The sequence below is a fragment of the bacterium genome (assembly GCA_013360215.1).
GTDB lineage: Bacteria > CLD3 > CLD3 > SB21 > SB21 > JABWCP01.
In genome coordinates this window covers 17759-31529 of sequence record JABWCP010000024.1, presented here as the reverse complement: position 1 = coordinate 31529, position 13771 = coordinate 17759, and the positions used below count along the sequence as shown (strand labels likewise).

The window sequence follows — 13771 nt, the reverse complement described above, 5'->3', positions numbered from 1 at the left end:
TCAAGCGGCCTTATATTCTCCAAAAACGTTGCGCATCGTATCGGCGATTTCCCCCAAAGTGGCATAGGCTTCTACCGATTCTAATATACACGGCAGGATATTGTCCGTACTCCGGCAAGCCTGAGCTAATTTTTCTAACCCGGATTGAACTTTAGCATTATCACGTCGCGCACGCAGTTTTTGAATACGTTCTTTTTGATTTTTTTCGAGTGATGTATCAATCTGAAGTATGTCCGGCTTCGGATCGCTTTCGACTTTGAAATCATTGACACCGACGATAATCTGCGCCTTGGTTTCGATCGCCTTTTGATAACGGTATGCGGCTTCAGCGATTTCACTTTGAAAATAACCGGACTCAATCGCACGAATGGAACCGCCCATCGCATCAATGTCTTTCAGATAGCGCATGACACGCGTTTCGATCTCATCCGTCATTTGTTCGACCAGATAACTTCCGGCAAGCGGATCAACTGACTGTGCAACGCCGCTTTCATACGCAATCACCTGCTGTGTGCGAAGGGCAATTCGCGCCGAATCTTCTGTCGGTAACGCCAGCGCTTCATCAAACGAATTAGTATGTAAACTTTGCGTACCGCCCAAAACAGCCGATAACGCTTGTAATGTCACGCGGGGTATGTTATTGTATGGCTGCTGGGCTGTCAGCGTAGAACCGCCGGTCTGCGTGTGGAAACGCAGCATCATGCTTTTGGGGTCTTTTGCGCCAAATCGTTCTTTCATGATATGCGCCCAAATCCTTCGTGCCGCACGAAACTTACCGATCTCTTCAAAAAAATTATTATGCGCATTAAAAAAGAAACTGAGTCGCGAGGCAAACTGATCCACATCCTGACCGGAAGCTACGGCCGCTTCAACATAAGCGATGGCATTGGCAAACGTAAATGCCAACTCCTGCACCGCCGTGGAGCCGGCTTCGCGAATATGATAACCGGATATTGAAATCATATTCCATTTGGGCAACTCGCTCGTACAATAGCGGAAAATATCAGTTATAATCCGCATGGAATGTTTGGGTGGATAAATGTAAGTACCGCGAGCTATATATTCTTTTAGAACATCGTTTTGTATCGTACCGGAAAGCTGGCGAATATCCGCGCCGCGTTTTTTAGCTACGGCAACGTACAGACATAATAAAATCGCCGCTGTCGCATTGATCGTCATGGATGTGCTGATCTGATCCAGCGGAATGCCATCCAAAAGCACTTCCATGTCTTCGAGAGACGAAATCGAAACGCCGACTTTTCCTACTTCGCCTTCGGCCAGTGCGTGATCGCAATCGTAACCGATCTGTGTGGGCAAATCAAATGCTACGGATAACCCCATCGTACCTTGCGCCAAAAGCATTTTGTAGCGTTTGTTGGATTCTTCTGCGTTTCCAAATCCGGCGTACTGACGCATGGTCCACAGACGGCCGCGATACATCGTATTCTGAACACCGCGAGTATAGGGAAACTGTCCCGGATCGCCCAGCTTCGTCGAATAATCCTGCGGGTATTCCTTGAGATACAAGGGCACTTCGATACCCGCATCGGTCAGCACGGTTTTACTTTTTTTTGCGTCGCTCATATTATTCTGATTTTTCCGCGTTTTTTATTTTTCTTATAAAAATCCTGTATGATGCTCACCGCTTCTTTAGCCGAATCGGTTACATGAAACAGTTCCAAATCTTCGGGGTTGATGTATCGTTCTTTGAGCATGGATGCTTTCATCCAATCAAGCAAACCGCTCCAGTAGGTTTTACCGATAAGCACGATCGGAAAGGGATCCACTTTACCGGTCTGTATTAACGTCAACATTTCAAATAATTCGTCCATCGTACCCAGACCGCCGGGCAAAGCAATAAAACCGCGGGCGTATTTGACGAACATGACCTTGCGCACAAAGAAATAATTGAAGTTTACTTCCATCGTCAGAAAATCATTGCCTTTGGTTTCAAACGGCAGTTGGATCGAGAGGCCAACGGACTTCCCGCCTGCTTCTTTGGCGCCTTTATTGGCCGCTTCCATAAGCCCGGGGCCGCCTCCGGTGATCACGGCAAAACCTGATTTGACGATTAGGCGCGCTAATTCTTCTGCCAATTTATAATTAGCCATGCCCGGTTTTGTGCGGGCGGAACCGAATATCGAAACAGCCGGTCCCACGCGTTCCATTTTTTCAAAGCCATCCACAAACTCGGCCATGATACGCAAAAGGCGCCACGGCTCTTGCATGCGATAGGACTTATCTACGGTTTCTAAATTATCATGCTGATTGCGGTGATTCTTAGGCAACTGTTTTCTCCTGCATTTATAAGGCGCTGCGGCCAGTCGGTGTACCGAATTCGTTCTTCTGCATCATATCAATAAATTTTTCCATCAACACGGCATCCCATAAACCCATCGCCGTTTCTTCGCGCATAACCTCAAAGGCTTTTTCATTGGATAAAGCCCGACGGTAAGGACGGTCCGTAGTCAACGCGTCGTATAAATCCACGGTCATGATCACACGGGCGATGATAGGTATCTCTTCCCCTTTAAGCCCGTCCGGATATCCGCTTCCGTCCCATCGTTCCTGATGACTGCGAATAATGGGCAGTACGCCGTTGAGCGATTTGAGAGGCTTGCAAATTCGCTCCCCGATCACCGTATGTTGCTTCATCACTTCAAATTCGTCCGGTGTCAACGGGCCGGGTTTAAGAAGTAAATTGTCATGAATAGCTATCTTACCGATATCATGCAAAATGCCACCGCGACGAACGGCCTTGATCTGCTCGGTAGATAAACCAATTGCTTCCGCAAGCCTGGCGCCATAAAACGATAATCGGTTGCAGTGCCCTTCGGTATATTCGTCTTTGGCTTCGACCGCCAGCGCCAAACTAAAAATTACGGTCTCGGCGTTTTCGAGTTCGTCCGTATATTGTTTTACCCGGATCAAGGAACGAACGCGCGTCACCAGTTCTAAATGGTTAAACGGTTTGACAAGAAAATCATCAACACCGAGTTCGATCCCTTTGAGTTTGTCGTTAAGGTCAGACAAACCGGTTAGCATGATAATCGGTATGAGGCGAGTTTTGTCTTGTGTTTTGAGGATCTGTGTGACTTCATAACCGTTCATATTAGGCATGATCGCATCAAGCAATATCAAATCCGGATTGGCCTGTACGACCATATCCAACGCTTCGTGTCCATTGCGTGCAGTTACGACCCGGTATTCGGCATCTTCCAAAACCTCCGTCAGCAGAAGGATCATATCCTCGCTGTCATCGACGATCAAAACAGTAGGTGTTTGCGACAAAGCAACATTCATAAGTACAACCTTTTAACGGCGTTTGGTGTTCCGACGATATGAGGCTTCACATACCGTGTGAATGCCTCCCCGAATATTATAATCCGTTTTAACTGTCATGCTTTCAGGTTCGCATGCGGCCACAAGATCCTGGAGTAATCGCGGTGTCAAATGTTCCTGAAATATACCCACATTGCGATAGGAATACAGGTAATATTTGTAGGAACGCAATTCGATGATTTTTTGGCGCGGCACATACGTCACAACGATCCGCGCAAAATCCGGAAGACCCGACCAGGGACATACAGCCGTAAATTCTTCCGTTGAAACCACGATCGCCTGAGGTTGGCCGGGATTTTCATACGCAAACGTTTCGATCAATTCAGGACGAATTGCCTCATAACCGTCAAACTTAAATTTGAAATCGGGCTTTTGTACAAACGCTTTGGCATCGGTAACGTGTTTATGATGTATCTTTTTTTTCACTGGTGCCTCTTCAAGCAAGTATGGTTTTTAAAACATCGGATGTATCAGAAAAATCGGTATAGACTGCATCCGGCTCATAGGGTTTCAAATCTTCAACCGAATGCCATCCCGTAGCTACGGCGATCGAACGGACATTGAGATGTTTTCCGCACAGCACATCATACGGGCTGTCGCCGATGATGACAATATCTTTGGATTCAAAACGCCGGCCCGTCATTTCACAGGCCCGTTGAACGGCAATCGCGGGAAGTTCAGGACGATGCCGTGCATCGCTGCCAAATGCTCCAAGCGGAGGTTTCCCGTTAAAAAAATAATGCCCCAACCCGGCTCGGCTCAGTTTGATGCGCGCACCTTCGATTACATTACCGGTCAATAGACCTTGAACGACTTCATTATGTCCAGATAGTTGATTCAGAAGATCAACAATGCCTTCAAAAATGCGAATTTCATCAGGCATCAGTGTTTTTTCGAGGCGCGCAACATAACCTGCGAGAGCAACGTGCATATTTGCAAGTACATGCTGCTCATCCAACCGAGCGGCCGTCATCACATCATATATGATCTGAGGATCGGTTTTCCCTGAAAAAGGATAATTATCCACATCACCGCGCGTTCCGAAAACCTCTTCCATCGCGGCAACGATGGCATTACGCGGCGATTTACCGCAGCGAATCAATGTACCGTCAATGTCCCATAATACCAGTTTGCGCATCGTTTAACGGCCTACTTTGAAATTATTGAGCGTTTTATTGAGTTCATCCGAGAGCGCATTGAGATCGCCGGATATGATGGCGGCCTGATTGCTTGATTTGACAAAATGTTTTGCGCCTTCGGAGATTTCTTTTAATGTAGTGACCACTTGTTCGCTCGCCGTACGTTGCTGTTGCGTGGACAGGGAAATTTGTTTAGCCGATTCGGTAGTGTTTTGTGCCGCAAGAAGGATGTTTTCCAATACGGTGGAAACTTTGGATACCAGATCCACACCTTCACGGATTTTGTATGCGCTCTCTTTGGAGTTTTTCACCAACGAATCCATTGCCACACGAATTTCATGTACGGTTTCTTTTATTTCTTCGGTGGATTCGGCAACGTTTTCGGCCAGACGGCGAATTTCCGACGCCACGACGGAAAACCGCCGACCCGCTTCGCCGGCCCCGGTTGCTTCCAGGCGCGCATTAAACGAAATAAGTTTGGTCTGTTCGGTGACCGTATTGATGATCTCAATGACTTCGGTGATTTTTTGCATTTTTTTATTGAGATCGGCAATCGCGCTGGTATCCTGATCGCTCTTACGACGAATTTCTTCCATCTTATCTTTTGCCACACCGGAAAGATCAACGGCTTCCTGAGAAATTTCGTGTGTTTCCGCCGCGATTTTTACTACGGATTCCGAATTCTCCGCAATATAACGCGATGTCGAAGTGAGTTCCTCCATCGTCGCCGTGGTTTCGGTTACGGAAATGGATTGCTGACTGGACGTCGTCGCTTGCTCGCGTGAAATGGCAAGTATTTCTGTGGACGTCGAAGCTATTTTACGTGAACCGTTGGATATCTGAGCGGCCATCGTACGCATATTTTCAGACATCACGTTAAACGCTTCCGCCAAATCCTGAAAATCATCTTTGCGATTGATCGGTATTCGAAAATCAAACACGCCGTCTTTGATGCGCGTAAGCCCCTCCCGCAGATTGTTTAACGGGCGATTCACAAAATTAGCCAATACGTAACTCAAAATCGCCGAAAGCGTCAACAGCGCTATCAATGCAATAACAGAAACCACGGTGATGCGTTGCTTGATCGCATTGAGTTCTTCCAAAACTTTCGTACCGCTGACATCCACATAAGCAAACGCAACAACCGTACCGGCGCTGTTTCGAATAGGCCCTGCTCCTGTAATCCACATCCCCCATGGATCGGAGTAAAAATCACTTACGGAAGCTTTTTGAAATTCGCGCTGCCACGTCACTTCAACACGCTGCCCGACGGGCGTAAAATTGAACGTCGTATCCTTGGTCGTCGGATCAATGCTGGCTATGGAACGATCGTCTTCCTGTGCATCCACGACATACGCCAAAGTATCTTTGTGCTCCGTACGAATTTTGGTATACACATATTGTACGGGCATGCCGACTTCCCTATTGGCATCGCGAAATGTCCGCAGTACACGCTGTATTTCCTTATAGGCTTCCGAATTTTCGTCCGCACGGGTAAGTATGGTTTGGTGCTTATCCCCGTCAATGAGCTTGCTCAACGTTACGGCCAGTGAATACGCATGCAACTGTGCTTGCGATTTCAGGTCCAGCTCGGCTTTCTTAAAAACAAATAAATAAAACGTTCCTACAAATGCCAGGCTCAGAAAAGCCGAAAACCCGACAAATACCAGAAAAAGTTTGGATGCAAATTTCATACAAGCTCCGTCAGCTTAAGGATCCGATGGATTGATAACCGGCCTTGAGATCGTGTATATGATTTTTTAAAGAATTAAATACAGCGTTTGTGGTCTGGATAGAATGCTGAATGCGTTTGATATTTTCCGTATGTGCCATAACCGCCGCATGATTATCGGAGAACATCTTAGAAATCGTTGCAGCCGTCTCGAGAGCATCGTTCATCTCGTTTTGATTACGTTCCATCCATGTCACGGCTTCATTCAGCGTTTGGACCGATTCCATGACGCGTTGTGAATCCGTCCGTGCCGATTCGATCAACGAGGATAATGCCGTTTGCAAATCACTCAAAATATTTTTCATGTCTATATTCGAGTCATCGATGGTCTGAGAGAGATTACGAATATCGGATGCTATTATGGCAAAACGCCGCCCGTGTTCACCGTTAGAAGATGCCTCGATGGCCGCATTAAATGCGATAAGTTTGGTTTGATCATTGATAAAATGAACGCGGCGCACCACGTCGCTGACATCATCAAATTTTTTGATCAGCTGACCAAGGCGTTCTATACGACTACTTTGCTGTTCGCGCGAGGAAAATAATTGCTGATACACCGTGTGGGCTTGACGCATGATCTTTTTCTGCGCTTCGGCCATGTCCGAAAGTTTGATACGTAATTCTTGGTACGTTTTTGCTGCAGATACGGATGACCGCAGATTGGTTTCATGGCGGGTTATTTGTTCCGCCAACGCGTGTTGCACTTCCGCCATCGCGTCATGCTGCATCCGGATCGCATGATCACCGTCCGTCAGGGGTTTAGCCATGACATGCAGCCGTTCATCCATATTCGTTCGGAGGTTTTTCCACAACATCAGACGCGCATGCAAATGTTGATACAATTCTCCCCATTCATCGCGACGTTGTTCGACCTGGGGTATGGATAACGACAGAAAATCAGAACGTGAGTCCAACGTGCCGATCATTAAATAGAGCGGTTCAGTGATACGTCTGATCAACAAATATCCGATGATCGCGGCCAAGGCAAACGCCATCACACACCACAGCAGCGCCCAGCCCAAAGCCATGCCGCTGCTCACTACGACAAATCCGGCCGTAAGCAACACACTCAACATGCCGATCAAGGTCAAAAATAATTTTGTAAGTACACTATACCTATGCAGCATAACGTTCCGTAATATGTTTTTTTTGCAGATCAAGCAATAAAACTAACCGGCCGTCCCATTGCTCTTTGGGCGATATATAGGCCGATGAAACCGGGGATCGCTCCACCTGATGCCCGATCGTTTTGGGTAAATCGGCGATACGACGCACATCCAATGTAAAAACTCCGTAAATACCTTCGACGATAAATCGCAATGGCTGCGGGTTTTTTATTTTTACCGACCGTTGCGAAATCGGATTCCTGTCGGACACAAACCCCAACAAATGACGAATTTGATTTCCAGCCGGTATCTGCGATTCCGATTTTACAAAATCAAGCATATCAATTTGCCCGATCGGAATACCGTACAGCGTCGTACCGATCTCGAAAACCAATACATCCATAGTGTTGGCGTGTTGACCGGCTTTCATATCTCCTCACCGTTTATTTTTCGCATCAACCGGACAATATCGAGTATCACGACGATCTGGTTATTCCACTCAAATTCGCCGATAAAATAATCGGATCGCCCGGCATCGGTATGCTTGATATCGGATCGAATTTTGCTTTTCGGCACGTCTATCAAGTCCAAAACATATTCTGTCAAAATACCGGATGAAATCTCTTCATAACGTACAATCAGAACACGATTCAGTTTATCGGTTTTTGTCGGCTGAAGGCCGATCAATTGGCCTAGATCCGCAACACATTCCAGATTTCCCCGCACATGGATCATACCGGAAAAAAAATTGGGCAATCCGGGAACAAACGTAATGTCTGTTTGCGGTAAAATTTCCTTCACGTAAATACCCTCAAATGCAAAATGCGTTTTTCCGCATGTAACGACCACATACTGGATCGCTTCCTCATCAATCGCAATTTCTTCGGTATTTCCGAGACTGCGTAATTTGAGTTCGGCATTATCCGTTTTTTTGAGATCCATTTTTATATACCGCTTGTATTGAAAAAAACTCTTTGGTTATCATCATTTCGATCCATACGCCGTAGCCTTCCGGATACACTTCCCATCGCCGCATCTGATACGTCGGACGCTGCATTACCTTGTCAGGCTCACGGTACATCCGCTCCAGTTGCGAAACCGCACTGTCAAGCTGGGCTATCGGATAAATACGGCTTATGCTCTGCATCCGTCCGTTCAAATCCAACTCCAGATGATACTCCTCATCATCATGTCGGACAACGATGGTCGTTTCACGTCCATTTTGATCACGAAGCACCGTCACCCACTGCCATCCTGCTACAGAATGCACACGTTCACGAATAACTGGCGCCGTTTCCGCCCATCGGGCAACCTCCAGTCCGTGAAGGAATGGCGCATCGGCCGGAACCGGTTGGGATGAACCGCAAGCCCAAAACCAAAAACCATAACCGAGAATAAGAACCTTAGCGTATAACGATCGCATACTTACGGCTGCATATTTTCTGCTGATTGAAGCACCTCATCTTTGTGCGCCATAAGGTGATCGTACGCCGCTTGATATTCGTTAGGTATAATACCTTCGAGTATCGCTTCTTCTATTATTTTTTTCAAAGCACCCACTGTCGGTCCCGGTGGCAAACCGAACATCTGCATGATCTCATCCCCGCGAATCGGCGGCTGGAATGCCCTCAGGCGATCCTTTTCTTCCACATCGCGCGCCCGATCTAATACGCGCTGAAAATTTTCCAAGTGACGTTTGGCACGTTCTTTATTCCCGGATGTGATATCTGCACGACATAACGTCAACAAATCGTCAAAGTCGGCGCCGCTGTCAAAAAGCAACCGCCGAATCGCACTATCCGTAACGCCTTCATCCACAAGCTGAATAGGACGCATGTGGAGTTTGACTAACTTAGAAACGTACAACCAAAAATCGTTGGGTAGCTTGAGCTTTTTTCCGATACCCCGCGCCATGCGTGAACCCACGTCTTCATGGCCGTGAAACGTCCATCCGATACCTTCGACAAACCGCTTGGTACGCGGCTTGCCAATATCATGCACCAACGCGGCAAATCGCAACCGTAAGTCATTTGTCATTTCGGCAATATTATCAACAACTTTGAGCGTATGTTTGAAAACATCTTTATGAAGATACCCTTGTTGCTGCTCCACACCGGAAAGCCATGTCAATTCCGGAAAAATAATCGCCAATAAACCCGTTGATTCCAGCAGATACAATCCCACCGACGGTTTAGGGCTGCCGAGTATTTTGAGAAACTCATCGGTGATCCGCTCTTGACTGACGATTGCGATACGCTGAGCATTCCTGCAAATCCCGTCATACGTTATCGGATCTATGGTAAACTGCAGTTGCGATGCAAACCGCACCGCACGCATCATGCGCAGCGGGTCGTCGGAAAAAGTCTCATCCGGATCAAGCGGCGTACGCAGGATTTTTTTATCCAAATCCGCACGACCGTTAAAAAGATCCAAGATGACGCCATAATCTTGCGCATTGATACGCATGGCCAATGCGTTGATCGTAAAATCGCGCCGTGACAAATCCGATTGCAAATCGCCCACTTCGACGAGCGGTTTGCGCGAATCATGACGGTAACTTTCTTTACGCGCACCGACAAATTCGACCTTCAAATGATCGTATTTTTCGCCCATCGGCAACATCGCCGTGCCAAAATTTTCATACACGACCAATGTTTGCAGTCGAAACGCTTTGGCTACGTGTTCGGCAAAACGAACACCGTCCCCGATGACCATGACGTCAAAATCCGTAACATTACGGCCCAGTATCCGGTCACGAACATAGCCGCCTACTACAAAGGCTTCTATTTGTTCGGCATCCGCAACGGCACCTATTTTTTTTATGAGTTCTTCCACTTATTTTTCGTTTTTAAAAATATCCAACTGCGATTTTTTCTTTTCGCGGCGTTGTACTTTTTTATTCCGTGCGTCCGTTTTTTGTTCCAATGTCGAAAAGGCATTCACAAACTGATCAAGAAATACTTCGACGTTTTCCATGATGGTATCGGTTTTTTCACCGGCCAATAACGCATCGTGCATCTGCGTGACGTGTTCGATGAGCTGACGCTTTTCTCTTTCGGAATAGATACCGCGTGCCGCGACGGTCTGCTCAACATGTTGGCGAAAGGCTGTTTTCATCACGTGGTTTCCGCAACAAGTTTATCAATAATATCGAGCGTCGTGACGCCGTCCGCTTCCGCTGTAAAGTTAGTAATCAGGCGATGCCGCAATACTGGCTTGACGACTGCACGTACGTCATCAATATCCGGTGTGAATCGCCCGTCCAACGCAGCACGGGTTTTGGCGCCTAGGATGAGGTACTGCGATGCGCGCGGGCCTGCCCCCCAGCTCAGCCAATCGGATATAAACTTCGGTGCATTCGGTGTTTTAGGGCGGGTCTTCGACACCAAATCCACGGCATAACGAACAACATTGTCCGCTACGGGCACGCGACGGATCAGATTCTGATAAAAAAGAATGCTCTCGGCATCCAAGACTTTTTCCAGAGCGTAGTGATACGAACTGGTGGTATTCTTGACAATCGCCACTTCTTCATCCGCGCTCGGATAATCTACCCAAATATTAAACATAAAACGATCCAGTTGGGCTTCCGGCAAAGGATATGTGCCTTCCTGTTCGATAGGATTTTGTGTCGCCAACACAAAAAATGGTTCTTCCAGATGGTATGTATTCCCCGAAGCCGTCACTTTGTGTTCCTGCATCGCCTCCAAAAGGGCCGACTGCGTTTTGGGGGGCGTGCGATTTATTTCGTCCGCTAAAACGATATTGGCAAAAATCGGGCCGCGAACAAAACGAAATTGTTTACTGCCGGTCGTCATATTTTCTTCGATCACTTCCGTGCCCACGATATCGCTCGGCATCAGATCGGGCGTAAACTGAATACGGTTGAATTTTAAATCCAAAGCCCGTGCAATCGTATTGATCAGCAACGTCTTGGCGAGACCGGGAATACCCACGAGCAGACAGTGTCCGCGCGCAAACAAAGTGATGGTAAGTTGCTCTACGATAGCGCGCTGACCTACAATGGCTTTGGCTACTTCGGCTTCGATCGCGCTTCGGGACTGGCGCAACCGTGCAATCGCATCGGTATCGGTAAGTTGTTGCAGTTCGGAAAAATTTACTTGCGGCGCTGTCATGTAGTTCCTTTACTAAATTCTGAGTTTTCTGCCCATTCTACGATCGCATCATCGGCGTGCGTCCATTCGTCCCCTTCCAGCCACCAATGAGACGCACAAACAGGGCACCGAAAAAGAGCCCGATCACGCGTTTCCTGACGGATTAGTTTCATCTGTTTGGCGTCGGGCACAAACGATAAAAATTCTTTACGACGCTGGAATTGTTCATACGGTTTTAGACGCACCCATTGGCCGGTTTGTTCTTCAGTAAATCGGACGAAAGCGGCACAGTGGACGCATTGATACAACGTGTTTTTTTCCTCACGCCACACCGGTCGTAACTGATCTTTGGAACGCGCCAAATAAAGCGCATCCGTCCAATAATATTGGCCTTGCGTTCGAAACATACTTTCCTTCCAAAACTCTTGTATTGTAATAATTTAGCCAACGATAATCAATATGAATAACTGGCCACGATTTTTCAAATTGTGACAGGAAAGTACAAAAAAAAACTTCATGACTTTATGTACGCAGTGTACACAAAATCATGAAGCTTAACTTGGTAATGAAGAGATTTTCTACAAACCGTCCACCTTTACATCACGCGGATACTCAACGACATACTTGATACGCAATTCGATTTTTTCTTTAGGTTTGATCCGAAGTCGCCATTGCACTAAACCGCCACCTGTTTTTTCAATAACGCCATTAGGATGCGGTGATGACCATTTTTCTTTTGGAAATTCAGGTAAAACGGCCTCTACTTTGATACGTTCGTCCTGCGACTGCGGAAACTGATCCACAACAAGGATCGTATCATCGGTTCGTTTGAAACTCTCGATTGTAATTTTATATTCGAAAGTCTTTTTAACCGATTTATTAAAAACACCTTTTTCGGCATTGTAATCACGAATCTGCTGGCGTTTGATGCGAATCCCGTCGTCAATTCCCAGCGAAACATCAAATTTTTCCGTCGGAATAACCGTATTCAAGTACGTTGTACCGACGAAATTACTTCCGAAAAACACATTGGCATTTCCGGCGAGAAACGGCGCTTCCGTCGTATTTTCGATACTTGCACGCAGATATACAAGTTCGGCAAGCTTGGGAACAGACGAATACGCAAAATCAGATTTTAAGGATTCGGAGGTAATGGTGACTTTGTGATCGTAATTGTCCGACGGGATATTGGTCTTGCGTTTGATTTTAAAAACAACCGAAGTGCTTTTTGTTTCGATGGCTGCTTCGTCGGTTTCCATTTCATAGATGGGCGCTTCTGCCTCTTCAGGTACCTCTCCGGCTCCGCCTGAAGCATTCATGTCAGAAATTTCCTCCGCAGATTTAGCCATCTTGGCAGAACTCATTGCACCCATACCTGCGCCTGAACGTCCCCCGCGACCCAATATGCCGATGGGTTGATAGACACTGAGATACCATGCTGAAAGCTGCGGCATAGAGCCGGAAACATTGGGCCGCGCTGTAGAAATTGCCAGATTTACATTACTCCAATCCTCGCCGGTTCTCTGAGCGATCATCGCATAATACGTCATATCTACGGACTTGTCCTCCGGCGATACACGCACATCATAGACCGGATACCACTTTGCACCACCGATAACGTAATCAACGGCAAAATTCATCATGCCCGGTTTACTCACATTGACCGTCAAAAAAACTTTTTTCTTTACCAATTTGCCGTAACCGGATAATTGATTGATCTGATTTTGCAGCGCATTTTTACGTACGGTCAGATCACCGCGCTTTTTCTCGAGTGTGCGAATTTCATCATTAAGTTTGTTGTAATTGGCATCGTAAAATCCAAAGAGTTTGGACCAATCGTCAAAACTGAGTTTGTTGGATTCTTTATTCTGCGTGATGCTATTTTTGATCTGATCGAGCAATTCTTTTTCTTTACCGAGCAATCCGAGGCGGTCGTTAAACACGCGTTCGTCTTGCATTAACAATGCAAGCTGATCCTGCAGATCCTTGAGGCGATTTTGAGGCATTGTGTCTATATAATCGAGTTCGATTTTGATGTCGGATATCCGCGCCATGGCCGTACCACTGCCTCCGACACGCAACGACTGATCTTGCAGCGCATGGGGCAAATCCGAAACGACGAATTGATACTCACCCGGATTGAGATAAATTTCCCCGCTACGCGTGATTGCCGCACGGTCGGTATATACCGTAACATCGCTGATTGCGGTGTTCAGTTTTTGTTGTGTCCATCCTGCAGACTGCGTCAGCAGAAACAGAGCCAATAAATGGAAGAAACGGCTACGGATCATGATAATAACTCCTCGTTATTTTATAAATAAACCTACGTTGTATTCT

The 13771-nt window shown here is 46.8% G+C and carries 15 protein-coding genes; all 15 read right to left on the bottom strand.

Annotation, left to right across the window (positions count from 1 at the left end):
* Positions 1-1584: a methylmalonyl-CoA mutase gene (locus HUU58_12885; GenBank protein NUN46565.1), complete on the bottom strand. Its 1584-nt coding sequence runs from the start codon at positions 1582-1584 to the stop codon at positions 1-3.
* Positions 1581-2228: a TIGR00730 family Rossman fold protein gene (locus tag HUU58_12880; protein ID NUN46564.1), complete on the bottom strand. Its 648-nt coding sequence runs from the start codon at positions 2226-2228 to the stop codon at positions 1581-1583. The genes HUU58_12885 and HUU58_12880 overlap by 4 nt, the downstream gene beginning before the upstream one ends.
* A 76-nt stretch (positions 2229-2304) precedes the next feature.
* Positions 2305-3303 (bottom strand): response regulator, encoded by a 999-nt coding sequence (locus HUU58_12875; protein NUN46563.1) that lies wholly within the window; start codon positions 3301-3303, stop codon positions 2305-2307.
* Positions 3304-3315: 12 nt separating this feature from the next.
* Positions 3316-3756, bottom strand: coding sequence for an NADPH-dependent 7-cyano-7-deazaguanine reductase QueF (queF, locus tag HUU58_12870; GenBank protein NUN46562.1), 441 nt, complete (start codon positions 3754-3756; stop codon positions 3316-3318).
* 22 nt (positions 3757-3778) lie between these two features.
* A complete protein-coding gene (locus HUU58_12865; GenBank protein NUN46561.1) occupies positions 3779-4480 on the bottom strand; it encodes an HAD family hydrolase in 702 nt (233 codons plus the stop codon).
* 3 nt (positions 4481-4483) lie between these two features.
* The gene (locus tag HUU58_12860; GenBank protein ID NUN46560.1) at positions 4484-6175 is read right to left on the bottom strand and encodes a HAMP domain-containing protein; all 1692 of its coding nucleotides are present in this window, start codon (positions 6173-6175) and stop codon (positions 4484-4486) included.
* Between the two features lie 10 nt (positions 6176-6185).
* Positions 6186-7340, bottom strand: a complete 1155-nt coding sequence (locus HUU58_12855; GenBank protein ID NUN46559.1) for a methyl-accepting chemotaxis protein — start codon at positions 7338-7340, stop codon at positions 6186-6188.
* On the bottom strand, positions 7330-7749 hold the full coding sequence (locus HUU58_12850) for a hypothetical protein (protein ID NUN46558.1): 420 nt from the start codon (positions 7747-7749) through the stop codon (positions 7330-7332). Before HUU58_12850 ends, HUU58_12855 begins: the two co-directional genes overlap by 11 nt.
* Positions 7746-8261 carry a chemotaxis protein CheW gene (locus HUU58_12845; protein ID NUN46557.1) on the bottom strand — a complete coding sequence of 172 codons (516 nt, stop codon included), beginning with the start codon at positions 8259-8261 and terminating at the stop codon, positions 7746-7748. The genes HUU58_12850 and HUU58_12845 overlap by 4 nt, the downstream gene beginning before the upstream one ends.
* Positions 8239-8742 carry a hypothetical protein gene (locus tag HUU58_12840; protein ID NUN46556.1) on the bottom strand — a complete coding sequence of 168 codons (504 nt, stop codon included), beginning with the start codon at positions 8740-8742 and terminating at the stop codon, positions 8239-8241. Before HUU58_12840 ends, HUU58_12845 begins: the two co-directional genes overlap by 23 nt.
* Before the next feature lie 2 nt (positions 8743-8744).
* A complete protein-coding gene (locus HUU58_12835) occupies positions 8745-10154 on the bottom strand; it encodes an HD domain-containing protein (protein ID NUN46555.1) in 1410 nt (469 codons plus the stop codon).
* Positions 10155-10436 (bottom strand): hypothetical protein, encoded by a 282-nt coding sequence (locus HUU58_12830; protein ID NUN46554.1) that lies wholly within the window; start codon positions 10434-10436, stop codon positions 10155-10157.
* Positions 10436-11455, bottom strand: coding sequence for a MoxR family ATPase (locus HUU58_12825; GenBank protein ID NUN46553.1), 1020 nt, complete (start codon positions 11453-11455; stop codon positions 10436-10438). Before HUU58_12825 ends, HUU58_12830 begins: the two co-directional genes overlap by 1 nt.
* A complete protein-coding gene (locus HUU58_12820; GenBank protein NUN46552.1) occupies positions 11452-11841 on the bottom strand; it encodes a hypothetical protein in 390 nt (129 codons plus the stop codon). The genes HUU58_12825 and HUU58_12820 overlap by 4 nt, the downstream gene beginning before the upstream one ends.
* Before the next feature lie 171 nt (positions 11842-12012).
* Complete coding sequence (locus tag HUU58_12815; GenBank protein NUN46551.1) at positions 12013-13725, bottom strand: mucoidy inhibitor MuiA family protein; 1713 nt, start codon at positions 13723-13725, stop codon at positions 12013-12015.
* Positions 13726-13771 lie beyond the last annotated feature (46 nt).